A 26,475-nucleotide genomic window follows, 5' to 3' on the forward strand; every position below is an offset into this window, starting at 1 on the left:
TATGCGCTTTTTTTGTAACCATATAAAAAATAAGGAATTATAAAACTGGTCTACTAACTGCATTTATCTCTATGTCATACTGGTAGGAGCGATTATGCAAGAGGCAAATGTTGTGGATATTACCCCGTTTTTAGCGAAGCATCAGTTACCACTCAAGTATCAATACTTAAGTGAGCAGTTTTTTATACCCCTCGCGCACGATATCTTAAGCGCAAAAATGACCGGCCAACCTATGCTGGTGGCGATTAACGGCTGCCAAGGCTCAGGTAAAACGACCCTCGCTGACTTCTTAGTGACCTGGGTTAATAGCAATACCGAATTTAATAGCGTGTCATTATCAATCGATGACTTTTATTTAAGTCGTGCTGCGCGCAATGAGCTTGCTAAAGATGTTCATCCTTTGTTTGCGAGTCGTGGTGTACCGGGTACGCATGATACGCAATTAATGGAACAAACCTTATCAGCTTTGTTGGCTGGTAAAGTGGATGTGCCATTACCTCAATTTGATAAGCTAACTGATGATCCAGTGCCAAAAGAGCAGTGGCCTAGTAATCAAAAGCCGATTGATATCGTGTTTTTTGAAGGCTGGTGTGTAGCCAGTACACCTCAGCAGCCTTATCAACTGCAAACTCCGGTAAATGAATTAGAGCAACTAGAAGATGCCGACGGCATTTGGCGACGCTGCGTAAATAGTTGCTTAGCGAATGAATATCAACATGTATTCGCAATGGCCGATTACACCATTATGTTAAAAGCGCCTTCATTTGAAGATGTGTATGCGTGGCGTTTGGAACAAGAGCAAAAGTTAATTGCCAAAAAAGGCCAGGGGCAGGGCACGTTTGACGAAGTGAGTTTAAAGCGTTTTATCTCTCATTTTGAACGTATTACGCGGGAAAACTTAGCCACTCTTACGAACAGCGTTGATGCGTTACTATTGCTTGATACCGAGCGTGATATCACCAAAATGGAACTTCTCGCTGACCAGATTGCTCAACCACTTATTTTTACTGACTTAGACGGCACATTGCTCGATCACGATAGTTACGAATGTGAGGTGATCAAACCATTTTTGGCAAAGTTGAATGATACCGGTGTCAATGTGATTTTTAACACCAGCAAAACCTTTGCTGAAGTCACTGATATTCAAAAAGGTTTGGATCATCATCAACCCTTTATTGTGGAAAATGGTGCGGCTGTTTATATCCCGAAAGACTATTTAAAAGTAAAGCCGATTGGCTGTGATGAATATAAAGGTTATTGGCGCTTTGCCATGACGCAAAGTACTGATAAATTGCATGAAGATCTTAAACAATATGCAAGCCAATTTAGTCATTGTGTACGTTTATTTAGTCAATTTAGTGCACAAGAAATAGCCAAATTAACAGGACTCCCCGTCGATAAAAGTGAATTGGCTCTACAAAGACAGTACTCAGATCCGGTTTGTTTTTCGGGCAGTGATGAAGAAAAGCAGGGCTTGATAGATGCAATGAGCCAAGCAGGCTACGAAGTGCTTGTTGGCGGGCGTTTTATCCATTTAACCAAAGGTAACAATAAAGGACTTGCACAAAAGTGGCTGTTAAATCAGTTCAAAAAAGCCTATCGCAATCCATTTACTGTGATAGCGCTTGGCGACAGTCAAAACGATGTAGCTATGCTAAAAGCGGCCGACACCGCTATTTTAATCAATAACCCTGGCAGCCAAGTGCAATCACAAATATTACAAAAAGCATGGCAGCTCAGCGAAAAACCCGCCCCAGCAGGTTGGGTTCAAGAAGTTTCTGCGTTAACTATCATCAAAGCGCGTTTTGCAGCAAAACAGGAGCAATCTCATGGCTGATTTTTATCAAAATGGCATTATCACGACCTTACACAATATTGCTGACCGCCCAGTAGAAGAACTAGAAAAAGAGTTGTTGGGCTTTTCAAAACAACGCCCAATGGGTCTAATTTTACCCTCGCTTTACAGTGAGTTAGAAGGACCCGCTCTGCAAAATATTATTGCTGAGCTGAAACATGTGCCTTATTTATCGCAAATTACCATTGGTCTAGATCGCGCTGATGAAAGCCAATATCGCCATGCACTGCAGTTTTTTGCGGAGCTTGATCAGCCTCATAAGGTACTTTGGAATGATGGCCCGCGTTTACAAGCTCTTGATAAAGAACTACAAAAATTGGGCGTTGCGCCACGAGAGCTAGGTAAAGGTCGCAATGTTTGGTACTGCATGGGCTATAAGTTGGCAACCTCAAAAGTAGAGTCAATTGCACTGCATGACTGTGATATTTTGACTTACGACAGAGCGCTATTAGCACGTTTAATTTACCCTGTTGCTCATCCTCGTTTTAACTATGAATTTTGTAAAGGGTTTTACCCACGCACCGCTGAGGGCAAAATTAATGGCCGTGTGTCACGTTTGCTGGTAACGCCGTTATTGCGTTCGTTTAAAACAATTTTAGGTAGCAACGATTATTTAGAATATATGGATTCGTTTCGTTACCCGTTAGCGGGTGAGTTTTCATTCCGTCGCGATGTACTTAACGATATTCGTATTCCAAGTGACTGGGGCTTAGAAATTGGCGTGTTATCAGAGATGTATCGCAATTACTCGCATAACCGTTTATGTCAGGTCGATATTGCTGATAACTATGATCATAAACACCAAGATTTATCGCTAGAAAACCAAGCGGCGGGCTTGTCGAAAATGTCGATTGATATCACCAAAGCTTTATTCAGAAAGCTCGCTACCCAAGGCGTTACCTTTACGACAGAAACGATTCGTTCATTAAAGGCAACCTATTACCGTATTGCACTCGATTTTATTGAAACCTATCACAACGATGCGTTAATGAATGGCTTAACACTTGATATTCACCACGAAGAAAAAGCCGTTGAAATGTTTGCACAAAATATTATGAATGCGGGTCAGCACTTTTTAGAAAACCCAATGGAAGCACCCTTTGTGCCGAGTTGGAACCGAGTAGCTTCGGCAATGCCGGAGGTGTTTGCTCGTTTAGAAGAAGCCGTAGAGCTTGATAACAAAGAATATATTTAACGGGGAAGGCACGTGACTTTAGAGCTTTTGCAACAAAGGGTTATTCAGCATTTAACCTGCATCTACAGCGAGGTTGAACTATCAACAACGCTTGAACAACTCGCAGACAGACTAATTAGTACCATGTTAGGTGATGATCCTGTTCGGGACCCAACGCCGCATAAAAACCGTTGGGATGAGCAAGATATGATTTTAATCGCCTATGGTGATTCAATCATACGTCATGCTAATACTGATGAAGCCGTTGCTAAGCCTGAAGAGCCGCCTTTGCAAACGTTACATCGCTTTGTAAAAAACCAATGCTTACCTGAACTTAATGCACTGCACATCTTGCCGTTTTACCCATATAGCTCAGATGAAGGCTTCGCTGTAATGAACTATGTGCAAGTGAATGAAGCGTTAGGTAGTTGGCAACATATCCGCGATATTTCAGCGGATGTTAGGTTGATGGCAGATTTGGTGATCAACCATTGCTCTAGCCGCAGCGTTTGGTTTGAAAACTTTATTCAGGGCAAAGTGCCGGGAAAAGGGTATTTTAAAACGGCAAGCCCAAGTGATGACCTTGTGCAAGTTGTTCGCCCGCGAACATCGCCCCTTTTACAAGCGGTTGAAACAAAAGATGGTTTGCAGCATGTGTGGTGTACCTTTAGTCACGACCAAGTTGACTTTGATTTTGCTAACCCAGATGTGCTCAATGAATTTGTCAGCATTATTCGTCATTATTTAGATAACGGTGTGCGTATTTTCCGCCTTGATGCGGTGGCTTTTTTATGGAAAAAACTCAATACCCGCTGCATTAACTTACCTGAAACTCACGAAGTGATTAGGCTGCTTCGCACCCTTATTGAGCACTTTGAGCCTAATGTGATTATTATTACAGAAACTAATATCCCGAACCGCGAAAACCTATCGTACTTTGGTAATGCCAACGAAGCGCACTGTATTTACAACTTTTCATTACCACCGCTGTTATTACATACCTTACTCAGTGGCGACAGTACCGCATTAAAGCACTGGATGATGAGTATGCCACCTCCTCAAGAAGGGACGGCATACTTTAACTTTATAGCTTCACACGATGGTATTGGCTTGCGCCCCGTTGAAGGCTTGTTGGAGCAAAGTGAAATTGCCGAAATGGTAAATACGACTGCGAAATATGGCGGTAAAGTCTCATTACGTACCGCCCCAGATGGCACCAATACCCCTTATGAGTTAAATATTGCCTTATTTGATGCATTGCAAGGTACCCATAAAGGCCCAGATAAATGGGGGGTTGCACGATTTTTATGTGCACATGCCATTATGTTTGCGCTTGAAGGTATTCCAGGTTTGTATATTCATAGCCTACTCGGTACTACCAATGATTATGAACGCTTTGAAAATAGCCAACATAACCGAGCGATTAATCGTCACCGCTGGCAAGAGTCAGATTTACTGGCCAAGTTAAGTAACGAAAATGCCCATCATCGTAATGTGTTTAAAGCGATGAAAAGCCTAATGGCTATTCGAAAGGCGCAAAGTGCATTTCACCCCAATGCGACGCAATATACGTTACATTTAAGCGAAGGGCTCTTTGGTTTTTGGCGACAAAGCATCAATCGTTCGCAAAGTATGTTTTGTGTTTATAACATTAGTGACGAGCCGCAAACGCTTACGCTTGCCGACTTAAATTTGATTGGTACCGAGCAATGGCGAGATTTAATTAGCGGTGAGCAAATTACCGAGCAGACAAAAACAATGTCGCTAACGCCATATCAAGCTGTATGGCTCAGTAATAAGTAATGTAAACGCCCTTTACAGTGCGCTTTTGGTTGCTTCTAACAGAAGTGATTCAACACTGAAGGGAAGGGGATTTTCATTTGATTTACTGAAAACGTGAAAGTTAATTGCTAAGTTATCACTGTGAATTTGTTCAACAAGCTTGAGTGTTTGTTCGTTATGTTGGCTGAAAATTGCCACTTCATGATGCATAGGTGCGGTTTCGTGTTTATTCAATAAATCATAAATATTTACCAAAGCAAACGCCCCCAACGTAACATGGCCGCCGATAGTGACGTCTATCTTCTCTGCTACGGCTCTGAGCGGCCAATTTATTGCGCCAACTAATACATCTTTGCGTTTGTTTAACTCATCAAGCGCAGTAATTGCTCCTAATGCCATAGCATCGTTGGCAGCCCAGACAATATTCATGTTTGATTGATGGCTAAAGTAGCCAAGACTATGGCGATACGCTTGTGTTGCTGACCAGTTGGCAACCGTTTTTGCGGTGATATTAGCATTCTCATGCGTTTGAACACTTTGCTCTAAACCTTCTTCTCTATCAAGTGCTGCATGGGTGGTGTAATCACCATTTATAGCGAGAAAATTGGCCGCGTACTGAGCTTTTTCAATCAGTTTATCTGCGAGTAATTGCCCTGCTTGTTTGTTGTCGGGTTCCACACTACCTGCGATTTTAATGCCATGATCAATCAAACGTTTTAGTTCTAATTCTGATGGGCGGTTAAGTAGAAAATAAATAGGTGTAGAGGTGCTATTTAAGCTTAAAAGTTGTTGGGTGAGCACGCTTTTTTCGTCAACTAAAATCAGCATATCAGGCTTTGCTTCAATCGCCTTAGCTACTAATGACTTCATTTCAATATGATTTCGATTGGCATAATGAATCGTTAAATCGAGATCAAAGTCTTTGGCAGCATCACGCATCAACTGAGACACTTCAAACCAAAATGGGCCTGTGACATTCGTATTTTCATAGCCAGGGTTTATAAAAATAATACTTTGTTTGGCAAAAACACTTGGTAAGCAAAATAGCAAGATAATGAAAAATACTGTTCTTAGCATAATATGATTAGGTTAAAAGGTTGGTATGGTGAAGTATAGCGCGAATTGGTAGGTTTGAGATTGGGTTTATTATTTGTTTCGCTTTATAATGGTCCATAAATAGCATTTGGTTGAGGGTGTATGAAAGCCATTATTATTAGTATTTTAATCGTTTTTTCGAGTGTGAGTGTAGCCTCTGATATTGATCTTGAGGCCAATATGAAAAATATGGGGCTTGCTTATAAAAACTCCGTACGGGCTACTGATTTAGCTACCTTTAATGCCGCTATTGATGAGTTTATTGTGTTGTTAGAGACAGCTAAAACAGCTGATTTTAAACAGCATAAAACAGCGTCTCTAGAAGGGCTTGATAAAGTCATAAATCAAGCAAAGCAAGCGAAGCAACTTGCAACGACTCGTGGCCTTGAAGCTGCAAAAGCGCCGCTTAAATCTATTGATGAGTTACGTAAAAAATACCATGAGCTACATGAGCCGCCAGGCTTTTGGGAGTTGTTATTTGGCAACTAAGCTATTGAGTTAGATTTACTTTAATTAAAAAAAAGGTGCCGAGGCACCTTTTTTAACGCTTTTTCTTTTTACCTTGAACTGCTTTAAAACGCGGGTTGTCTTTATTAATAACATAGACACGACCTTTACGTTTTACGATTTGGCAGCCCGGGCGGTTCTTAGCGCTTTTTAATGAACTTAATACTTTCATGTTCTTTCCTTAAAGCAACTATTTGCTCGCCAAGTTTTTGAAACGACGATTAAACGCTGCAACACGGCCATCGCTCGCAACGGCTTTTTGTTTACCTGTATAGAACGGGTGCGAATCGCTTGATACGTCAATTGGTACATAAGGATAAGTTTTGCCTTTAAGTTCGATCGTACGTGTAGTTTTGATTGTCGAACCAATAATAAAGTAGCTGTCTGCCGCTGTATCATGAAAAGCGACTTGCTGGTAATCAGGGTGGATATTTGGCTTCATAATGCACCTGTTTGTTATGTGATAATGTAGCGATTATAGGGTGGTTGACTATTTAGATCAAGATAAAAATGATTCTTATTTATATCGCGTTGTCTTAAATTTGTACAAGCTGAACAATCAATAAGCAGTTAGATTTAAAAAGCTGGATATTGTCGATAAGGCTGTTATAACTAGGTATGCGTGCTTATTTTTAAGAGGGATATGGAAGTGAATGATAAAACTAGCCGTGAAGAACTAGATCAAAATGTAATGAACACGCTTCGCGATAAAGACCATTCTGTTTTAGCTAATCATGTAGACACCTTGTCGTGTACTCACAACGATATTATTGAATTATTGGCCCAGTATTTAGCGTTAAGTGAACAAGATGATGATGAGCGTTTCGATACCTGGTTTGATAATCTAAGTAAAGAGCAACACACTGTTGTGAAGACTTTTGAAGTGTATCGAGGTCAGTACGAGCATTTAGATTAATCGTAAGTAACGTTTCCTTTATTGCCTTTTATAGGGGCAGACTTTATCATTGTAAATACAATTAATTCTTATTTGTTTTTACCTTGTGGCTGAAATTAACGTTTTACTGATAGAAGATGACACTACACTGAGTAGTTATTTAAAAGATTTATTAACAAAATCAGGTTATTGTGTTGAACAATGTTTTGATGGTGAGGTTGGTTTACAACTTGCGTTAAAGCAGCAGTATCATTTGGTATTGTTAGATAAAATGCTACCAAAATTAGATGGTGTTAGCTTGCTTAAGTTGCTGAGAAAATCATCTCAAGTACCGGTAATCATGGTGTCAGCAAAAGGTGCAGAAGAAGAACGAATAGTCGGTTTGAGTCATGGTGCCGACGATTACGTGGCTAAACCTTTTAACACTAAAGAGTTATTATTGCGTATTGAAAGCCTGCTCAGGCGAAGTCAAAGTAATACGCAGATTACAAATCAGTTTGAAATTACAGTCGATGGTTTGTATTTAAATGCAGCAACGCAATCGATTCAAGTAAATTCACAATCTATTGAGTTCACACCCATTCAATTTAAGTTACTTTGGGAGCTTGTTGCTAACAAAAACAAAGTAATTTGCAAATCATCGTTATATGAATCAGTTTTGAATAAAAAGTACGGCGCTTATGATCGAAGTCTTGATATGCATCTAAGTCGTGTAAGAAGAAAGTTGACCCTTGCAAATTGGAATGGTGAACGTTTACAAACGGTTCATGGCAAAGGTTATTGTTTCAAATGAAAAGGCGTTTGTTATGGAAGCTATGCTTAATCTTAGCCACAGGACTAGTGTCTTTTTTTTATCTGATCCATATTTTCACTCTAAAAACTGAAGAGAGTATGAGTTTTATTGCCGAGCAAGATCGTGCTCAATTAAAAGCATGGGCGGCTAAAGCTGAGTCTTTCTATGATGCTGGAGAATTACAAAAATTAGAGTCTTGGCTTAAGAAACTTAAAGAGCAAGAGCATACTTATGTCGCAATCGCTGGATTTAAGGCTTTGCATATAGCGGGAGATGAAATAGATAAACATATAGTGGGGGCTTATCATTTTGGAAGAAGTATCGAATGGAAAATACATTTGTATTTTGCTGAAAACCCCGTTATGGAGCTTCCCTTTTCGAATGGGGAGATGAGTTTCTTAATAAAACTGCCTGAACGTATGCGCCCTGGGAGCCATTGGACAACAACAAAGTTTGCCTTACAAATTCTTGTACCTATGCTGGTTTTGGCTATTTTGTCATTCACAATTTATTTTCACATCATTACACCTTTACAAAAACTTAAAAGAGCTACAACTGAATTTAGTCGAGGAAATTTTTCAGTACGCGTCGCTGAACATTTAGGTCGTCGTAATGATGAGCTGGCTGATTTGGCTAAAACCTTTGATAAAATGGCCATCAGAATAGGTGAATTGATCAATGCTCAAAGACAGCTAATAGGTGATTTATCTCATGAGTTACGAACGCCGCTTACTCGGTTAGACATTACAGTTTCTCATTTTGAACTAGAGAATGCAGAGGTATATTTAAAGCGAATAAATCGAGAGTCAAAGCACATTCGTAAACTAGTTGAAGATAGCTTAACATTGGCTTGGCTTGATAATGAAAAGCCAATTCTTCAACAAGAAAGTGTGGATTTAGTTGATTTACTAGATGTACTTCTAGATGATGCCCGATATGAATTCCCAGAACATAATATTATTTTTACTTCTGAAGACAGTGCATTGGTTTACAACACCTGTCACAGAGCACTTGCTCCTGCGATAGAGAATATTATCCGCAATGCGTTACGTTACACACCAATTGGCAAAACGGTTAGTGTTACATTAATAAATGAAAGTAACTATTTTTTAATAAGTGTATGCGATCAAGGCCCAGGTATTCCATCACAGTATTTAGAAAAGGTATTTGAACCATTCTTTAGAGTTGACCAAGCGCGAATCGCTGAAGGTGATAGTTTTGGCTTAGGGCTTGCTTTAGCAAAACGTCATTTAGAGAGTGTCAGAGCATCTGTCAAATTACAGAACAATGCAAAGTTAGGTCTGACTGCGGTGATAATGATTCCTATTTACTAAATGTAACAATTGTAAAATTGCTACTTTTATCCTTTCTAAATAGTAATAATTCTAATTAACTTCTAATTGTTAACTAGAGAATCACTCATGCAAACCAAAATAAGCAACCAGCATCGATTTAAATTAAATACTTTAACCGCAATCATTTTGTCTACAGCTTCGACCTTTTACGCTAATTCAGAAGACTTAGAAAAAGTAGATGGCGAAAAGAAGATAGAAAAAATTACCGTAGTGGGTGCAACAACAAATTCTGCAATTACACCCGAAGAGCTTGAAAGTTATCAGGCAAATGATTTAGAAGATATTTTTCGACACACCCCTTCAGTTACCGTTGGTGGTTCATTAGGAATCGCGCAAAAAATATTTGTACGTGGCATTGAAGATTCAATGTTAAATGTCACTGTAGATGGTGCCCCGCAGACAAGTACATTATTTCACCATATAGGTCGTGTGGCTATTGAACCTGAATTGTTGCGTAGTGTTGAAGTACAAGCTGGGGCTGGTGAAGCAACTGCGGGAAGTGGTGCAGTTGGCGGTGCAATTCGTTTCAAAACAAAATCAGCAGATGATCTGCTTAGTGAAAGCGAGCAGTTCGGCGGTATACTTAAAGCTAGTTACTTCTCGAATGAAGGTCACAAAGAAAGCATCTCTTTATTTGGCCGCGTGACTGAGTCTGTCAATGTTCTGGCATCGTATGTAAATGTTAGTCGTGAAGATATGGAAGACGGTGATGGAGAAGAAATTCCTGGAACCGGGGCAGATCAAACTTTAGGATTTGTTAAGGTCAACGCTGAACTAACTGAAAACCAAACATTAGCAGTTAGTTATGAGAGAAGAAAAGAAGAAGGTGAGTTTGGAAAACAAACTAACTGGGCACCTTTAGAGACAGATCCTTTGTTTGATTCTTGGGGCGAGCGTGAAACATTTGTTATCAATCATGCATGGTACCGTAGTGATTTAATTAATCTTGAGACCACGTTATATCAAACTGAATCATCATTTAAACGAGAACTTTACACATGGGATGCATCAATTAAAACGACAGGTTTTGATATTCGCAACATCTCAGACTTAGGCTCACACTCAATAACTTATGGTATAGAGCAAAAGGTGGATGAAGTTGACTCTCAATCATATGAAGACTTTGGTGGGATTTTTGATGAAGAAGGCACTGTAACAGGACTTTATTTACAAGATCATTGGCAGCTCACAGATGCTTTATTACTCAGCCTAGGTGTACGCTATGATGCTTATGAACTTGACCACAAAGGTGAAGAGGCTAACTGGATTAAAGTTGATGGTGTTTGGGTCGTTGAAACTGACACAAATGGCAACCCTATTACCTCATCAAGTGAATACTCTACAGATAAGCAAGATGGTTTTAGTGGTAACCTAGGCTTCACCTATCAGTTTAATGAAAGCATTAAACTGACGGCGGGTTATGCGCAAGCACTCAGAGGTCGTCAAGTCGCAGATGCATTTACTGTGGGTGAATTAACTCCTAACCCAGCTCTGGAGCCGGAAGAGGTTGAAAATGCCGAGGTTGGTTTAGAATATAATGATGGAACTTGGTTATTTGAAGCGTCTGTATATCAAAGTACTATCAATGATGTGGTATTCGATAAATTTAAAGGTCGGGAAGGTGTTTTTTATGAAAACATTGGCGATCTTGAAACACAAGGTGTTGAGCTTGTAGCAGGTTATCAAGCGGATAACTTTGATATTATCATTAGTTTTAACCATAACGACGTTGAGCTTAATAATACTCAATTTGTATGGCCCGATACAAATACGGACTCAGGGTACAGTGTAGTTGAGTTGGATGGTATTGAACTTGCGGCGTATGAGTATGGCGGTTTAGGTAATGCGGTTGGTGACTCAATTAATGTTAACTTTAATTATCAAATTAGTGATGATTTAAAATTTGGCATTAACTATCAGAACGTTGCAAGCTTAAATAATATTGAAGTTTTTCATCGCTCGATGGAACTTGGTTGGGTTAGTGAGTTAGAAACGATCAATAAACCTGGCTATGATCTGGTTGATGCTTATGTGAGTTATGAGCCGTTTGAAAGTTTGCGATTAGATATATCTATTCAAAACTTATTCGATGAATCTTATCGTAGTCATGGTAGTGTCGCTGATTACGGCCACATCCCAGGATACGAAAGCGTGGTGGGCATAAAAGAACAAGGCCGCGATATACGTTTAAGTGCTTCATATCGTTTCTAAATTAATTTCTTGATATTTACATATTGAAGTTATTTAGTTCACATAGCTGCACTGTGTTTTTCTAGTACAGTGCAGTACCTCATTTCATTTATTTTTAAAATACCGTCAATGAAAAAAATATCTGATCACACACTTGCTATGCAGGTCATCTTTCGCGTGCTTCTATCGTTAGTTGGAGGCTACTACCTATCTTATTTATTTGCCGTGTTTGTTGCGGATGTTGTACTCGATGGTCGAGTGGATGATATTGCGGCAGGTATGATGCTGAGCTTTATCGTCTATACCATTGCTGTAATTGTTGTTTTTTCTGTAAAAACCTCATTAAAAGCAGCTCTTTTCATTATGCTGTCTTGTGGAACCTTTTTAAGCATAAACTTGTTTTTTCAAGGTGGAGGTAACACATGAAAGGACGATTTAGGCAATCAATGAATTGGTTGCACACTTGGGCAGGCTTCTCATTTGCGTGGTTACTTTATTTTATTTTCGTTACCGGAAGTTTGGGTTATTTTGAAAATGAAATAGATCGCTGGATGAAACCTGAACTTGCAATTACCAATCAAGATATCGCTGATGAAATTGTATTGAACATTGCTGAAAAAGAATTACATCAACATGCCAAAGAAGCATCACAATGGTACATCAGCTACCCAAGTTCACGCGATCCGTATATTGAAATTTCATGGTTACAACTGGCAGATCCTAACTTAAATATTCCAAGGCAATGGCACGAAAAGAATATTGATCCCCTAAATGGTGAAATACGAGAAGTACGAAATACAAGTGGAGGCGAAACATTATATCGCTTGCATTATAATTTGCATTACATGCCGTTAGTCGCAGGCTATATATTAACTAGTGTCGGTACTATGTTGATGTTAATAGCACTTGTTACGGGTGTAATTATTCATAAAAAAATATTTCTAGAGTTTTTCACTTTTAGAAGTAACAAAGGTTTACGTTCTTGGCTTGATATTCACAATGTTTTTAGCGTCTTACCTTTGCCTTTTCATTTGATGATAACTTACAGTGGCTTAGTTTTGTTAATGAGTGTATCTATGGCACCTGTTATTGAAAGTACCTTTGGTGAAGGAAGAGCAAAGCATCGAGAATTTTATGATTTAGCACAACTAGAATTAACTGATACTCAACGTATCGACTTTGCATCTCAAACTTTATCATTAAGCGCTGTTTTAGCCGACGCCAAAACACGTTTTGGAAATAAAAACATTAGCTATTTGGGAATAACAAATAGAGATACAGCGTTACCAACTTATGAAGTTTGGTTTGAAGCAGGCAAGGGGATCGAATATGCCTCACTAGTTACGTACAGTTTAAGTGAAAGGTATGTTGAAATGACCCTTCAGCAAGGAAAAGCAGGCGCTGCTGCAAAAGTATATGATATTCTTGAACATTTGCATGAAGGGTTATTTGCAGGGCCTTATTTACGCTGGTTGTATTTTATTTCCGGCTTATTTGGAGCTGGAATGGTCGCTTCAGGTGCCATTATTTGGTTAAAGAAAAAGCAATCTAAGGATACGGATACCCTTCCTTTACTGTCGCGATTAAATGCAGGTTTTATAGTCGGGTTGCCAGTTGGTGTGGCATGCTATTTTATAAGCAACCGCTTACTCCCAGTGGGCTTTGTTGATCGTGCTGAATGGGAAATGCATAGCTTGTTTATCGCTTTAGCGAGCTGTTTATTATTCAGTCTGTTTTACAAAAGGGCGAGTTTATGGCCAAAACTTTTGTATGTCGCCGCATTCTCTTACATGCTTATTCCGCTAATAAATGCATTAACAACCGATCATAATCTTTTGGTTAGTTTCTTCAATCAAGATTGGCTGATGTTAGGGTTTGATATCTCAATGTTAGTTACAGCAGTATTACTTCTTATATCAGCTATTACTGTGGGTAGAAAGGAGCAGGTATGTTAATTTTGTTAGAGTTTATTTTGGTAACTTTAGGTATTGTTTATTTAAGCTTTACAATCACAAAAAACTATACTCTCGTTTTTTCTAAAAGGCGGCCAAATAGAATTACTCGTTATTTAGTGGCTGCATTTGGTGCGGGGTTTATGCTTGCTGCAATCATTTTTGCTTTATTTATTTGGGGAACCGCACTTGGGTTTGTGTATTGGTTTGCAACCATAACATTTAGCTCTAGCTTGTGTGTGTTAGCGCTAAGTTTTAAACCAAGAGTACTGCGACTTTTCTTATTAATTTAATGATCAATCTTAAATTATACCTAGAGCAGCTGGTCATTAGTTGCTCTATCAACCATCAGTAATTTAAAATTAACTATTTTACAGACAAGTCGTATTTTGCCACTACGTCATCAATATAACGATGGCGTAAGGTATTTTTACCTTCGTTGCCCGTACCATGGCTTAACGCGCGATTTATTAGTTTTAGTGCCTTATGCAAGCTTTGACGTTCATCCATGTTTAAACCTGTTTTAGTGCGCATTTCAGTAATATCATCAATCAATAACTTGGCCACATCTAGCTGAACGGCTTCTTCAACTAAGCCATTTTGTGTGAGCACACCGTATTTACTGCATAAAAACTGTTGCCAAACTTGCTGTAAGTGCTCGTCAATTTCACTGCCAAATAATTCTTCATTGATAGCAAAGCCTTGCTCGGCAAGCTTACTAAGTTGATTCGAATATTGCTGAGCAAAATAATTAAACGCTTGGCAGGATGAGGTTATGTCATGTTTGATAATTAATTGCCCCCAACTAGCGGCGCCACGAGGGTAATAGTCTTGATATTCTTCGCATTGATAAATGCCCGAATACGAACTGCATTCTAATTGACTCTGCAAACAGTAACTCGGTTTTGGAAATAAACTACTTTGTTGCCATGCCGATAGCGTTTCCTCATCAATTGATAGGGTATGGCACAGCTCTTCGGTAGTATAAAAGTAGGTTGCCAAAAATTTAGAAAGTTGCATTATCAAATACTCACAATAAATACTGTTAATTCATACAGTATTTGATTTTGGCTTAACTTTGATTTTTTCTCAAGTATTTTTATTTATTGCAGCTCATTACTCGGAAAATGCCTGTGTTTATGATACAACTAGCGCAAATTTTCCAAACATTAAAAAAGTTATGCGCAACCTAGAAACAATTAAACAAGCAAGTTTGATCACCGCTATAAAAACACCGTATTTAACTAATGGTGACATTGATCTTGCATGTTATGACGACCTTGTTGAGCAGCAAATTGCAGCTGGTGTTGATGGCATCATCGTCGGTGGTACCACAGGTGAAGGCCAATTAATGAATTGGGAAGAACACTTAATGCTAATTGCACACAGTGTTAGTAAATTCTCTGATCGTTTATTAATTGTTGGTAATACAGGTAGCAACAACACGCGTGAAGCGATTAAAGCAACCCAGTATGGTTTTGCCACCGGTATGGATGCCGCGTTACAAATCAACCCTTATTACGGGCGCACGTCACTGGCGGGTGTGAAAGAGCACTTTAACCGTTTACTTGATATTGGTCCTGCGTTTATCTACAACGTAGCAGGTCGTACAGGCCAAGATTTAACACCAGATATCATTGAGCCACTCGCTAAGCACGAAAACTTTATCGGTGTAAAAGAGTGCGGTGGCAATGAGCGTATTGCTCATTATGAACAGCAAGGTATTGCTTGTTGGTCTGGTAATGACGATGAAGCACATGATGCACGGCACATTCATAATGCTCACGGTGTTATTTCGGTTACATCTAACATTATTCCGGGCTTGTTCCGTCAGTTAATGGATGAGCAAAATGATGCACTTAATGCAAAACTGCAGCCACTTATGGGCTGGCTATTCTGCGAACCTAACCCAATCGCTATTAATACGGCGCTGATGATGACAGGCGCCGTGAACCCTGTGTTCCGTCTTCCTTATGTGCCACTTACATGTGCGCAGCAAGAAATCGGTTTAGACTACATTAACGAACTTGATATTGCAGATATAGTAGGCGAAAAAGCACAACTTTTAGACGAAAAAGACGTTATTTTACGATAAAGATGAATGGGTGCTTAATTTCACTACAATTAAGCACCATTATTTTACTTTTTTATGCCTTATGGGTAAAATTAGCAATCGTTTGGCGCTAAAAGAATAATATTTGTGAAATTTGTTGTTAATAATTTGTGTGTATGGGTTGCGCCCGAGCAACAAATTGCAGAATTAAGCCATCTTGATCACCCTGACCTTGATTTAAGCTGGGTTGCACCAATGCAGCGCCGCCGTCTAAGCCCGTTTATGAAAATGGCACTTCATACTATGCATCAAGCGCAAGGTGAGCATCAGCAGTTAGCCGTTAATTTTTCATCTCGTCATGGCGACTTACCTAAAACAGCGCAGCTATTGCATTCACTTGTTGAACAAGAACCGCTTTCTCCGACCGCATTTGGTTTGAGTGTACATAATGCTGCAACAGGCTTGTTCTCGATTATTGCAAAAAACAAAGCCCCGATGAATGCCATAGCAGGTGGTCAAGACAGCATTATTTCAGCCATGATTGATGGTTTTGCACGTGTCCAGAGTGGTGTTGAGCAGCAAATTTTGGTTGCCCATGCCGAAAGTGTATTACCTGATGAATACTTACCATTTAGCGATGAGCAACAAATCGCTCATAGTGTGTCGTTCATATTATCCAAAGTTCAGGTAGACAAACCGTATTTTGAATTAACAAAACTTCCTGAATCTGAACACTCTCAAAGTGACTCGTGCTTACCCTTGAGTCTACAGTTAGCAGCTGCTTTAGCAAGCAAAGGATCACAATCGCTGCTGACACATCAACAATCAGCTTGGATGCTACAGTACCATGGTGGCTAATTTATATAAAAAGCTGAACAAAATTTGGCGTGTATTAGCAACTGGTTTTTGCTTTGCTGTTTTTGGGTTTGGCGGTATTTTACTTACCTTGTTGGTTTTGCCTTTACAACGTTTATTTGAACCTTGCCAAGCTAAATGTAAGCAAAAAGCCCGTTTAACGGTTCACTATAGTTTTAAATTCTTTGTTGCCTTAATGCATTACACCGGTGCTATCCATTTCTCTGTGCAAGATAAACAGAAATTTCATGATCTTAAAGGGCAGTTAGTACTTGCCAATCATCCTTCATTAATTGATGTTGTAGTGCTGATATCTGTAATTAAAAATGCTGATTGCATGGTCAAAGCACACTTATTTAAAAATCCATTTATGCGCGGCGTAATTAAAGGCACAGGTTATATTAGTAATGAAGATCCGCAAGAGTTACTGAATGAATGTGAAGCGTCACTCGCTGCTGGAAATAACCTGATTATCTTTCCTGAAGGCACTCGCACAACCCCAGGTGAACAGTTAAAATTTAAGCGTGGTGCGGCAAATATTGCTGCGCGTTGTAAAGCCCCTATAACCTCAGTGCTGATTAGTATGAAACCCAGCACTTTGACCAAAGGCACACCATGGTATTGCGTTGCCGCAACAAAAGCGCATTTTGAGATGCGCTTTGCCACTGACCCATTTACGTTTAACGACACATTTAATAATGAACAACCCGCCATGCAAGCACGACAATTAACCCGTGATTTGCAACATTACTTTTCAGAGGAACTCAGGCACCTATGACTGAACTAAAGAACAAAATAAAACAATTAATCATTAGCAGCTTAGATCTTGAAGATATTACCGTGGATGATATTGAAAATGACCAACCTTTGTTTGTTGATGGTTTAGGCCTAGATAGCATCGATGCGTTAGAGCTTGGCTTAGCCATTAAAAAAGAGTTTAACGTTAAAATTGACGCAAACTCAGAACAAACAAAAGCCCATTTTGCATCAGTAGATGCACTGGCAGAATTTATTAACCAACACCAATCATAATACAGACTTAGAAGTAGGAATAAGCATGAAAACCGCTGCTGACATTTACAACGTTTTACAGGGCATTTTAGTAGATGAATTTGAGATTGATGCTGATGATATCAGCCTAGATGCGCACCTGTATCAAGACCTAGATCTTGATAGCATTGATGCTGTTGATTTAGTTGTAAAACTACGCGAAATCACTGGCAAGAAAATTGAGCCAGATGCATTTAAACAAGTTCGTACTGTGCAAGATGTTGTAAATGAAGTAGAAAAACTCGTTTCATAAACATTACTATGCTCAAAGCGATAACCACAACACTGCTTTTAGTGTGCTTATCTTTATACCCATTTATTGTGTATTTTGGATTACAGCATATCTCAATAAGGCAAGTGAGCTTGGTACTGATGGTATTGTTAGGTCTAAGGCTTTTGCTGAGCAAAAAGCTGCTCACATCTATGCCATGGATAAAGCCAGCCTCTATTTTGGCTATTATCGCTTTAGCAACAACGCAGTTTTTTAACAATGATCTGGGCTTGAAACTTTACCCGGTCATTATAAATACAGTAATGGCCATAACCTTTGCTTATTCGCTGAAAAGTGGCCCAACAGTCATTGAGAGTTTTGCTCGAATTAAAGAGCCTGAGCTTGATGAAAAAGGGGTTAATTACACGCGCCAAGTTACTAAAGTATGGTGCGCGTTTTTTATTATTAATGGCAGTATTGCGTTATACACTAGCCTATTTACTTCGTTACAGACATGGACACTGTACAACGGACTAGTAGCCTATATTTTGATAGCTCTCTTGGGCCTTGTGGAATGGCTTGTTAGACAAAAGGTTAAAAATAATGGTATCGAGTAACCTGAAATTTCACCCAGATGCTGCATTTGTTATTGCAGGGCAGCCAATAACACACACACAGTTTTTTGCTGATATTGCCGCTTATCAAAGTAAGCTTACGGCGCTTAAAGCTGGCAGTCATGTGGTGTTATTCCACCCCGATACCTACCAATTTGCAGTGCGCTTATTTGCCTTAGCGTGTAGTGGTCATAATGTTATTCTTCCGCCTAATGGTCAGCACGAAACCTTAAGTTTATTGCTTGCTCAGTCTGCTTTTTTTGCAGGCGATGCGACCAATATCGATGATGATGTGCTATTTACCAACCTTGAACACAGTCTGGGTCACACGCCTTTGCAAACTAACCGTTTACAATGGCCAACAAACACAGCAGTTATATTTTATACGTCAGGCTCATCAGGACAATCTAAACCAATAGTAAAACCGTGGCGGGTACTAAATCGAGAGCTTGCAGTACTTTCAATGTCATTTGACTTACCCAGCCAATTTACGTTTTTAGCAACTGTTTCGCATCAGCATATTTACGGTTTATTGTTTCGCTTACTTTGGCCGTTGGCGAAAGGCCATATAATTGATAGTGAACAAATTCAGTACCCTGAGCATATTGCGCAAAGGCTAAAAAATATTCGTTATGCAGCGCTCGTTTCAAGCCCTGCGCAACTTGGTCGTTTATGCGCTGATAATGTGTTAATTCCTGAGCGCGACAAAATTAAATGGTTATTTTCCTCTGGCGGACCACTCAATAATGAGCATGCCGAAACTTTATTTAACCAGTTAGCTCGCCCAGCTACCCAAGTATTTGGCAGTACCGAAACCGGCGGTATTGCTTATCGACAAGTTACACAAGCCGCGGTTGATGTACCATGGCAGCCGTTTAATGGTAATTTTTTATCGCTGAATCATGAAGGACGCTTGATGCTAGATTCTGCGATTTTAGAGCAATCAAATTTCCCTTTAGACGATAGAGCACTCGTTCATAAAAATGGTCAATTTAAACTGTTGGGCCGTATAGACAGAACGATAAAAATTGAAGAAAAACGTTTGAATCTAGATGAGCTTGAGAGTTATCTGCAAAGCCATGACTGGGTAAAAGAAGTTAAAGTGGTGGTTATTCCAGCTAAGCGCGTGCAAATTGGTGCGGTGGTTGTGCTCAGTGATGAAGCTAATAAAGAGCTTGAACAGCAGGGTAAATTGGCAATTAACCGCACATTACAAGCGCACCTCTCAAACCGCTTTGAACGTATTTGCTTACCGCGTAAATGGCGCTATATCGATGCACTTCCTTTTAACAGCCAAGCTAAATTAAGTTTAAAAACATTGGAGCAGTATTTTGCCAAGTCTGAATAACGTGACCCCAGAGGTGGCCGTTTTATCACAAACAGAAACTAGCGTGAGTTTAGCGTTAACCATTGCGGCTGATTTAGATTATTTTCGCGGCCACTTTCCTGATGCTCCAATTTTAGCAGGCGTAGTACAGCTGGATTGGGCAGTAAAATATGCTCAGCAATATTTGGGTTTTGGCAAACTAGTACAAGATTTAGAAGTGTTAAAGTTTCAGGTGGTAACAACCCCCGATATGACGGTAAACCTAACTCTTGAGCGCAATGCAAAAGGCAAGTGCCTGTTTAGCTATCACTCAGACAAAGGCCAACATGCATCCGGTCGAATAGTATTTTGTGATTAAGCTATGAACCAGTTTTGTATTGTTATTCCTAATTACAATCACACCCATGCTATTGCTGCTGTACTCGATGAGCTAAAAGAGCTACAGCTGCCGATAATCATGGTTGATGATGGCAGTGACGCTGATGCCAAGCAAGTATTTGCAGAGCTTGACGCGCAGTACGATTTTTTAACCTTGATAAGCCACGTTCAAAATCAAGGTAAGGGGGGGGCAGTTCAAACTGGCTTGCTGGCTGCCTATCAGCAAGGGTTTAGCCATGCCATTCAGGTTGATGCAGACGGCCAGCATTCGTTAGCAGATATTAGTAAGTTGATTGAACTCAGTAATGCATCACCTCACAAGGTGATCAGTGGTTGTCCTATTTATGATAGCTCCGTGCCAAAGCACCGTTATTTGAGTCGTTACATCACCCATTTTTGGGTTTGGGTAGAAACACTCAGCTTTGATATTGTTGATTCAATGTGTGGTTTTCGGGTTTATCCCTTAGCAGCCGTTGAGCAATTAATGGCTAAGCAAGCGCTTGGCAAGCGCATGGACTTTGATATTGAAATTTTAGTCAGGCTTTATTGGCAAGGTGTTAAAGTCACGTTTTTGCCAACCCAGGTTATTTACCCTGAAAATGGCGTATCTCATTTTCGAGCTTTACACGATAACGTGGGAATTTCGTGGCTGCATACGCGTTTATTCTTTGGTATGTTGCTACGCTCTCCCAAGCTACTTTGGCGTAAGGTGGCTGGCTAATGGCTGTAAAGCACTGGTCAAAAATGCAAGAACGTGGCAATCGCTTTGGCATGCAAATATTGCTCGTGTGCTATCGCGTATTTGGTCGTAAAGGCTTGTGGTTGGTGTTGTTTCCGGTGGTGTTTTATTTGTTTTTAACAGGCAAAACTGCCCGTCAAGCGTCACATGCATTCTTAACCCAAGCGCGTAAAGTGAATGGCAATAACAAAGCGGTTACTTGGCGCGATAGCTTCCGTCATTTTCGCTGCTTTGCTGACAGCGCCTTTGACAAAATAGATGCATGGCTTGGACGAATTCAGCAACATAATATTCTTTACACCAACGAAGCGCTGTTTAAACAACTCGATGAGCAACAGCAAGGGGCTATTTTTATTGGCTCACACCTTGGCAATTTAGAGGTGTGTAGAGCACTTAGCCAACACCGAAACAGTAAAACGATCAATGTATTGGTGTTTACGCATCATGCTGTTGAATTTAATAAATTACTGAAAAGTATCAATCCGGATGTTGCAGTAAACCTCATTCAAGTAACCGATCTTGGCCCAGATATGGCAATTATGCTCAAAGAAAAAGTCGAGCAGGGTGAAATTGTGGTGATTGTCGGTGATAGAACCAGCACCACCACCGCAGGAAGAGTGATTGAAGCGGATTTTTTAGGTAAGCCAGCCCCTTTTTCACAAGGGCCATTTATTTTAGCTGCGCTGTTAGATTGCCCGGTGTTTCATCTGTTTTGTTTAAAAGATAAAAAACCAAATGGCGAGACATGTTACCGCGTGATTTTTGAAAAATACGCCGACAAGCTCGTTTTACCGCGTAAAACGAGGCAACAAACATTACAACAAATTGTTAGCGATTATGCGCAAAGGCTCAGTTTTTATGCTGCGGCCTATCCGTATCAATGGTTTAATTTTTATGATTTTTGGCAAAATGACGAGCAAGTGTCTCGTAGTCAAAACAAGGAGAACTAAGGTGTCAGAGCACTCGACTACCGTATTTGGCCAACAGCGTTTATCAATCGAAGATATTGTTCATATTGCATTAGAGCAAGGTGCTGTTGCGTTAACATCAGACCGTCAATTTGCGAATAAAATAGACAGCGCCGTGGCCTTTTTAGATAAGTTGCTTGAAGATGATGGCGTGATATATGGCGTTACCACAGGTTATGGCGACTCGGTGACCGTAAAAGTGCCACTTGATTTAGTCAATGAGTTACCACTGCATCTTACTCGATTTCATGGTTGTGGCCTTGGCGATGTGTTTAATCAAGCCCAAGGGCGCGCTATTTTAGCGACCCGTTTAACTTCGCTTTCACAAGGTTATTCTGGCGTTAGCTGGGAGATGTTGAATTTACTACGTGACTTTTTAAATCACAATATCGTACCGGTGATCCCGCAAGAAGGGTCAGTGGGAGCCAGTGGTGATTTAACGCCGCTTTCATATGTAGCCGGTGCTATGGTTGGCGAGCGTGATGTGTATTACAAAGGCGAAATTAAAAACAGTTTAGAGGTGATGCAAGAACTTGGCTTACAGCCATTAAAGCTACGCCCAAAAGAAGGGCTGGCAGTTATGAATGGCACTGCCGTGATGACAGCTTTGGCATGTCTTGCTTATGATAGAGCTGATTATCTAGCCAAACTGACCAGCCGTATAACAGCCCTTGCAAGCCTTGCATTAAAAGGCAACAGTCATCACTTTGATGATATTTTGTTTTCGGTGAAGCCACATCCAGGTCAACAGCAAGTAGCTGCATGGATCCGTGGAGACTTAAACCATGTAGAACACCCGCGTAATGCTGACCGCTTACAAGATAGGTATTCAATTCGCTGTGCTCCACATGTTATTGGTGTGCTGCAAGATAGTTTGCCGTGGTTTAGGCAAATGATTGAAAATGAACTAAATTCGGCAAATGATAATCCAATTATCGATGGTGAAGGTGAGCACGTATTGCATGGTGGTCACTTCTATGGCGGTCATATTGCAATGGTAATGGATAGCATGAAAACCGCTGTTGCTAATTTAGCTGACTTAGCAGACAGACAAATCGCATCCTTAGTTGATACGCGCTATAACAATGGTTTGCCTTCTAATTTATCGGCGAGTAATGATGAACGTCGCTACATTAACCATGGTTTTAAAGCGGTCCAAATTGGTGCCAGTGCATACACGGCCGAAGCATTAAAACTGACCATGCCAGCAAGTGTGTTTTCTCGTTCAACCGAGTGTCACAATCAAGATAAAGTGAGCATGGGAACCATCGCTGCACGAGATTGTTTGCGTATATTGCAACTTACCGAGCAAGTGGTTGCTAGTACCTTGCTTGCGAGTATTCAAGGTTTGCGTTTACGTATTAATAGTGGCGAGCTTGAGTTTGCTAGTTTAACCCCTGATGTACAAAGTATGTATCAAGACATTAGCGAGTTTTTCCCGCTGCTTGATGAAGACCGTCCTCTAGAGGCTGTTCTTCGTTTTACAGTTGACGCCATTCAAACAAAACGTTGGAGTTTATATGCATAGTCGTGGCTCGTTGCTGAGCACTCATGTTGAGATTGAAATTCCTTTTCATGATTGCGATCCAATGAATGTGGTATGGCATGGTAATTACCCGCGCTATTTAGAAGTCGCGCGCTGCGAATTACTGCGTTTGTTTGATTATGATTATGTGCAAATGCAAGAGTCTGGCTATGCGTGGCCGATTATTGACATGCATATTAAGTACGTCGGCTCAGCTTTGTTCACACAAAAAATCCGCGTTGATGCCTACTTAAAAGAATATGAAACACGATTACGTATCGATTACGTCATCACTGATTGCGCTACAGGTAAAAAGTTAACCAAAGCAACGACTATCCAAGTTGCGGTTGATTTAGAGAAAAAAGAAATGCAGTTTGTTTCGCCGCCTGTACTACATGAAAAACTTCAAAAGGTGATTTAATGCGATTAAGCGTGTTGTTACTGAGTGTGCTCGTTTTTTTTCCTGTGTTTGCATCAAGCGCAGTGGCAGAGCAAGGCACATTTAGCCAAGAGAAGCATTTTAAAGGATTTAGTAAACCTTTTATATCAACAGGCTCGTTTGAACTTGCTGAAGATGGCCTCACATGGCAGGTTGAATCTCCGGTTAAAAGCACGCTATTAATCAAGCAAGGGCAAGTATATACCCTGAATGACCAAGATGAGCCGCAGCTACAAAAAGGTGCAGAGCCTTACGTTAATTTACTGCAAGCGATTTTAAAGCATGATGAAGTGGCACTTGCTGAGCAATTTACGATGGCAGAGCATGCAGAGCCCGGTTGTCAGACTTTATTACCTAAAGATGACTTGCTAAAGCAGCTATTTAGTCAGTTCGAATTATGTGAAGCAGCAGAGCTAGTGAGCCGTGTGCGTCTTCAAGAAGCAAATGGGAACTTTACTGTATTACGCTTTGCTTATCCTTATAAAGAGCAAAAACAGTGAAAGCATGGGGCCTAACGCTCGCTTGGCTGAGCCTATTAGTTAGCGCCTTAGTGGTTGTTTTTATTCTAAAACAGCCTACGTTGAATAATGATATTTTGGCTTTGTTGCCAAAGTCAGAGCCGCGCTTACAGCAAGTCGAAGAACACTTTTTTGCGGCTAATAAACAGCAGTTGAGCTTTTCTTTTCGTGGTGAGAATGCAGTAAAAGCTTATGATGATTTAGAACAGTGGCTTTCTAGCAAACATATTGAGCCTCGTTTTAAGTTACCAGAAATATCCCAGTTGGCAGCATTTTACGGTCAGTACGCCGGGCATTTAGTGTCCGAGGAATATAAGCAAGCGATTGGCGACGCTAATCGCTTTCAACAGTATTACTTTAGCCAATTGAGTAAAGTCGCTGATCCTTTTGTTTCAAGTACTATCAACCAAGACCCTACGCTTGCCACAGCGGGGTTCTTATCTGAGGCTATGGCACACATGCAGCGATTTGAGCTGCAAGATGGCCGAATTAACATTAACTATCAAGGTGATGAGTATTTAATGTTATTCGTGCAAAGTGCTGACAATGCCTTTTCAATAAATCAATCAATAGCTTTAAGCAATGAGATTGTTGCCTATATCGCTGAGCTTGAAGGCCGCTATCCAGATACGCAAATTCGCTATGCCGGTGCTTTATTTCATACCGCAGCAAATGCGCAGCAAGCCAAATTTGAAATGACCTTGTTTGGTTCGGTGAGCTTGCTGGCACTTATTGTGATGGTGGTATGGGTGTTTCGCTCAATAAATGCATTGTGGCTGGCCTCTGTAACCGTGATAAGCGCCGCTATTGGCGGCACCATTGCGCTGATCAGTATTTTTAGTCAGGTGCATGTATTAACCATGGTGTTTGCCGTGACGCTGATTGGTATTGCCATTGATTACGCATTTCATGGCATGCTTGATTTAACCGAGCAGGCGCAAGGTTTTAGTCAAGGGCTTAAGCTGGCACTGTTGTTGTCGTTACTAACCACCACACTCGGTTACGCGAGTTTGTTTTTCTCACCGGTGCAGTTACTCAGTCAAGTTGGCGTGTTCGTTGTTGCAGGGCTAGTTACAGCTTGGCTTTGCACCCGTATTTTATTGCCTTATTGGCAAGCAGGTTTAACCATTAACACTGTTGCGCATCAGTTAGCAAACAGGTTAAGTGGTTATTTAGAACGATTAACGCATTATTGCGTCTCACTCAGCATGCTGATGCTAGTGTTTCTGAGTGCTTTTGCTTTACTAAACCCCCCTGTGATTAATGATGATGTAAAGCTGTTAAATGCAAGTCCTGCTGATTTAATGCAAAACGAAGCGCTGCATATGTCTTTATTAGGTAAAGATAATGGCCAAATCATGATTTTATTTGCCGATAATGCGCAGCAGTTATTAGTACAACAAGAAGCATTAAAAGCAACTATTCTCGGCCTTGATGGCACTGCTGTGATGCTTAGTGACTTAGTGCCTAGTAAACAATTACAACAGCAAAACTACGAGCAACTGCATTCGGCCCAGCAAGCGATGAGTGTGGTTAGCCAAATGACAGGGACGGCCGTTGAGCTTTCAACATCAATGCTTGATTTAAACGCGGCACTTAATTCACCGTTAGCGCCGTTAATCGCTAACCAAGTGATCTCAAACAATACACTAACCGCAAGCTGGTTTATGGTAACCGGTGTAAATAAATCCGAGCTGATGGATTTAGCCAACGCTGACCCAGATTTAATTGTTTACGATAAAGTCGCGATGATAAGCGAAGGTTTAAGTCATTACTCAAATTCGTTACTGGTGACACTGGCCATTGCGATGACCTTTGCGTTACTACTCTTTAGCGTTAAATTTGGCTTTAAAACGGCGTGTAAGCAAACGTTAGTGCTTGTACTAACAAGCGCTGCTGTACTGCTACTATGCAGTGCGCTGCAATCTCAGCTGTCGATTTTTAATTTATTAGGCTGTTTATTGATATTAGCGTTGGCAATCGATTACTTGGTGTTTTATCAGGTCAATAACTTAAGCCCGAGCAATGTACTCGCAATTAGTTTGTCAGCGGCATCATCGATGTGGGTATTTGGCATGTTGGCCGTTTCGAAAACACCGGCCATTTTCAGTTTCGGATTAACGATATTAGTGGGGCTAGTTTGTATCTATATCCTGGCGCCGCTCAGTATTGCATTACCTAAAAATAAGGAAAAATAATA

The 26,475-nt window shown here is 40.4% G+C and carries 29 protein-coding genes; 25 read left to right on the top strand and 4 right to left on the bottom strand.

Annotation, left to right across the window (positions count from 1 at the left end; translation table 11 throughout):
* The first annotated feature begins 94 nt into the window (after window positions 1-94).
* From JIG37_RS03730 to JIG37_RS03740, 3 genes are read left to right on the top strand one after another with little or no spacing between them, the layout of a single operon-like run.
* Window positions 95-1,837 (top strand): HAD-IIB family hydrolase, encoded by a 1,743-nt coding sequence (locus JIG37_RS03730; protein ID WP_199528712.1) that lies wholly within the window; start codon window positions 95-97, stop codon window positions 1,835-1,837.
* On the top strand, window positions 1,830-3,050 hold the full coding sequence (locus JIG37_RS03735) for a hypothetical protein (RefSeq protein ID WP_054562434.1): 1,221 nt from the start codon (window positions 1,830-1,832) through the stop codon (window positions 3,048-3,050). The genes JIG37_RS03730 and JIG37_RS03735 overlap by 8 nt, the downstream gene beginning before the upstream one ends.
* Window positions 3,051-3,062: 12 nt before the next feature.
* Window positions 3,063-4,832, top strand: coding sequence for an alpha-amylase family glycosyl hydrolase (locus JIG37_RS03740; protein ID WP_199528713.1), 1,770 nt, complete (start codon window positions 3,063-3,065; stop codon window positions 4,830-4,832).
* Window positions 4,833-4,844: 12 nt separating this feature from the next.
* On the opposite strand, the gene JIG37_RS03745 is transcribed toward JIG37_RS03740, so the two are convergent.
* Window positions 4,845-5,888 (bottom strand): ABC transporter substrate-binding protein, encoded by a 1,044-nt coding sequence (locus JIG37_RS03745; protein ID WP_199528714.1) that lies wholly within the window; start codon window positions 5,886-5,888, stop codon window positions 4,845-4,847.
* A 120-nt stretch (window positions 5,889-6,008) separates the two neighbouring features.
* Here JIG37_RS03745 and JIG37_RS03750 point away from each other — a divergent pair, with 120 nt between their 5' ends.
* Complete coding sequence (locus JIG37_RS03750; RefSeq protein ID WP_054554562.1) at window positions 6,009-6,395, top strand: cytochrome b562; 387 nt, start codon at window positions 6,009-6,011, stop codon at window positions 6,393-6,395.
* A 52-nt stretch (window positions 6,396-6,447) separates the two neighbouring features.
* Here the strand turns inward: JIG37_RS03750 and ykgO are convergent, their stop codons facing one another.
* The gene (gene ykgO / locus JIG37_RS03755) at window positions 6,448-6,585 is read right to left on the bottom strand and encodes a type B 50S ribosomal protein L36 (protein WP_054554561.1); all 138 of its coding nucleotides are present in this window, start codon (window positions 6,583-6,585) and stop codon (window positions 6,448-6,450) included.
* An 18-nt stretch (window positions 6,586-6,603) separates the two neighbouring features.
* The gene (locus tag JIG37_RS03760) at window positions 6,604-6,855 is read right to left on the bottom strand and encodes a type B 50S ribosomal protein L31 (RefSeq protein WP_054554560.1); all 252 of its coding nucleotides are present in this window, start codon (window positions 6,853-6,855) and stop codon (window positions 6,604-6,606) included.
* Between the two features lie 207 nt (window positions 6,856-7,062).
* Between JIG37_RS03760 and JIG37_RS03765 the strand changes: the two genes are divergently transcribed.
* The 7 genes from JIG37_RS03765 (at window position 7,063) to JIG37_RS03795 (ending at window position 13,891) form a co-directional block, all read left to right on the top strand.
* A complete protein-coding gene (locus JIG37_RS03765; protein ID WP_187490013.1) occupies window positions 7,063-7,329 on the top strand; it encodes a hypothetical protein in 267 nt (88 codons plus the stop codon).
* An 85-nt stretch (window positions 7,330-7,414) separates the two neighbouring features.
* Window positions 7,415-8,101, top strand: coding sequence for a response regulator transcription factor (locus JIG37_RS03770; protein ID WP_199528715.1), 687 nt, complete (start codon window positions 7,415-7,417; stop codon window positions 8,099-8,101).
* Between the two features lie 98 nt (window positions 8,102-8,199).
* Window positions 8,200-9,435: a sensor histidine kinase gene (locus tag JIG37_RS03775; RefSeq protein WP_244664342.1), complete on the top strand. Its 1,236-nt coding sequence runs from the start codon at window positions 8,200-8,202 to the stop codon at window positions 9,433-9,435.
* Window positions 9,436-9,522: 87 nt separating this feature from the next.
* Entirely contained in the window at window positions 9,523-11,667 is a 2,145-nt protein-coding gene (locus JIG37_RS03780; RefSeq protein ID WP_199528717.1) for a TonB-dependent receptor, read from the top strand.
* Window positions 11,668-11,775: 108 nt separating this feature from the next.
* Window positions 11,776-12,072 (top strand): hypothetical protein, encoded by a 297-nt coding sequence (locus JIG37_RS03785; protein WP_166340778.1) that lies wholly within the window; start codon window positions 11,776-11,778, stop codon window positions 12,070-12,072.
* On the top strand, window positions 12,069-13,601 hold the full coding sequence (locus JIG37_RS03790) for a PepSY-associated TM helix domain-containing protein (RefSeq protein WP_244664343.1): 1,533 nt from the start codon (window positions 12,069-12,071) through the stop codon (window positions 13,599-13,601). Before JIG37_RS03785 ends, JIG37_RS03790 begins: the two co-directional genes overlap by 4 nt.
* A gap of 2 nt (window positions 13,602-13,603) precedes the next feature.
* Window positions 13,604-13,891 carry a DUF3325 domain-containing protein gene (locus JIG37_RS03795; protein ID WP_199528718.1) on the top strand — a complete coding sequence of 96 codons (288 nt, stop codon included), beginning with the start codon at window positions 13,604-13,606 and terminating at the stop codon, window positions 13,889-13,891.
* A 73-nt stretch (window positions 13,892-13,964) separates the two neighbouring features.
* On the opposite strand, the gene JIG37_RS03800 is transcribed toward JIG37_RS03795, so the two are convergent.
* On the bottom strand, window positions 13,965-14,618 hold the full coding sequence (locus tag JIG37_RS03800; protein ID WP_138616485.1) for a DUF6058 family natural product biosynthesis protein: 654 nt from the start codon (window positions 14,616-14,618) through the stop codon (window positions 13,965-13,967).
* A 160-nt stretch (window positions 14,619-14,778) separates the two neighbouring features.
* On the opposite strand from JIG37_RS03800, the gene dapA reads away from it, so the two are divergent.
* The 14 genes from dapA (at window position 14,779) to JIG37_RS03870 (ending at window position 26,473) form a co-directional block, all read left to right on the top strand.
* On the top strand, window positions 14,779-15,693 hold the full coding sequence (gene dapA / locus JIG37_RS03805) for a 4-hydroxy-tetrahydrodipicolinate synthase (RefSeq protein WP_138616487.1): 915 nt from the start codon (window positions 14,779-14,781) through the stop codon (window positions 15,691-15,693).
* Between the two features lie 105 nt (window positions 15,694-15,798).
* Entirely contained in the window at window positions 15,799-16,509 is a 711-nt protein-coding gene (locus tag JIG37_RS03810; RefSeq protein WP_199528719.1) for a beta-ketoacyl synthase chain length factor, read from the top strand.
* On the top strand, window positions 16,499-17,284 hold the full coding sequence (locus JIG37_RS03815; RefSeq protein WP_138616491.1) for a lysophospholipid acyltransferase family protein: 786 nt from the start codon (window positions 16,499-16,501) through the stop codon (window positions 17,282-17,284). The genes JIG37_RS03810 and JIG37_RS03815 overlap by 11 nt, the downstream gene beginning before the upstream one ends.
* The gene (locus tag JIG37_RS03820; RefSeq protein WP_054554555.1) at window positions 17,281-17,538 is read left to right on the top strand and encodes a phosphopantetheine-binding protein; all 258 of its coding nucleotides are present in this window, start codon (window positions 17,281-17,283) and stop codon (window positions 17,536-17,538) included. Before JIG37_RS03815 ends, JIG37_RS03820 begins: the two co-directional genes overlap by 4 nt.
* Before the next feature lie 25 nt (window positions 17,539-17,563).
* On the top strand, window positions 17,564-17,809 hold the full coding sequence (locus JIG37_RS03825) for an acyl carrier protein (protein ID WP_054554554.1): 246 nt from the start codon (window positions 17,564-17,566) through the stop codon (window positions 17,807-17,809).
* 8 nt (window positions 17,810-17,817) lie between these two features.
* Entirely contained in the window at window positions 17,818-18,384 is a 567-nt protein-coding gene (locus tag JIG37_RS03830; RefSeq protein ID WP_138599435.1) for a hypothetical protein, read from the top strand.
* Window positions 18,371-19,729: a class I adenylate-forming enzyme family protein gene (locus JIG37_RS03835; RefSeq protein WP_199528720.1), complete on the top strand. Its 1,359-nt coding sequence runs from the start codon at window positions 18,371-18,373 to the stop codon at window positions 19,727-19,729. The genes JIG37_RS03830 and JIG37_RS03835 overlap by 14 nt, the downstream gene beginning before the upstream one ends.
* Window positions 19,713-20,066 carry a thioester dehydrase gene (locus JIG37_RS03840; protein WP_119853021.1) on the top strand — a complete coding sequence of 118 codons (354 nt, stop codon included), beginning with the start codon at window positions 19,713-19,715 and terminating at the stop codon, window positions 20,064-20,066. The genes JIG37_RS03835 and JIG37_RS03840 overlap by 17 nt, the downstream gene beginning before the upstream one ends.
* Window positions 20,067-20,069: 3 nt before the next feature.
* Window positions 20,070-20,807 (top strand): glycosyltransferase family 2 protein, encoded by a 738-nt coding sequence (locus JIG37_RS03845; RefSeq protein ID WP_199528721.1) that lies wholly within the window; start codon window positions 20,070-20,072, stop codon window positions 20,805-20,807.
* The gene (locus JIG37_RS03850; protein ID WP_138599438.1) at window positions 20,807-21,775 is read left to right on the top strand and encodes an acyltransferase; all 969 of its coding nucleotides are present in this window, start codon (window positions 20,807-20,809) and stop codon (window positions 21,773-21,775) included. The genes JIG37_RS03845 and JIG37_RS03850 overlap by 1 nt, the downstream gene beginning before the upstream one ends.
* A 1-nt stretch (window position 21,776) precedes the next feature.
* Window positions 21,777-23,321, top strand: coding sequence for an aromatic amino acid ammonia-lyase (locus JIG37_RS03855; RefSeq protein ID WP_199528722.1), 1,545 nt, complete (start codon window positions 21,777-21,779; stop codon window positions 23,319-23,321).
* Window positions 23,314-23,739, top strand: a complete 426-nt coding sequence (locus JIG37_RS03860; RefSeq protein ID WP_199528723.1) for an acyl-CoA thioesterase — start codon at window positions 23,314-23,316, stop codon at window positions 23,737-23,739. The genes JIG37_RS03855 and JIG37_RS03860 overlap by 8 nt, the downstream gene beginning before the upstream one ends.
* Window positions 23,739-24,257 carry an outer membrane lipoprotein carrier protein LolA gene (locus JIG37_RS03865; protein ID WP_199528724.1) on the top strand — a complete coding sequence of 173 codons (519 nt, stop codon included), beginning with the start codon at window positions 23,739-23,741 and terminating at the stop codon, window positions 24,255-24,257. The genes JIG37_RS03860 and JIG37_RS03865 overlap by 1 nt, the downstream gene beginning before the upstream one ends.
* Window positions 24,254-26,473 carry a transporter gene (locus JIG37_RS03870; protein ID WP_199528725.1) on the top strand — a complete coding sequence of 740 codons (2,220 nt, stop codon included), beginning with the start codon at window positions 24,254-24,256 and terminating at the stop codon, window positions 26,471-26,473. Before JIG37_RS03865 ends, JIG37_RS03870 begins: the two co-directional genes overlap by 4 nt.
* Window positions 26,474-26,475: the final 2 nt, after the last annotated feature.

This window comes from Pseudoalteromonas sp. bablab_jr010 (assembly GCF_016464105.1).
GTDB lineage: Bacteria > Pseudomonadota > Gammaproteobacteria > Enterobacterales > Alteromonadaceae > Pseudoalteromonas > Pseudoalteromonas simplex.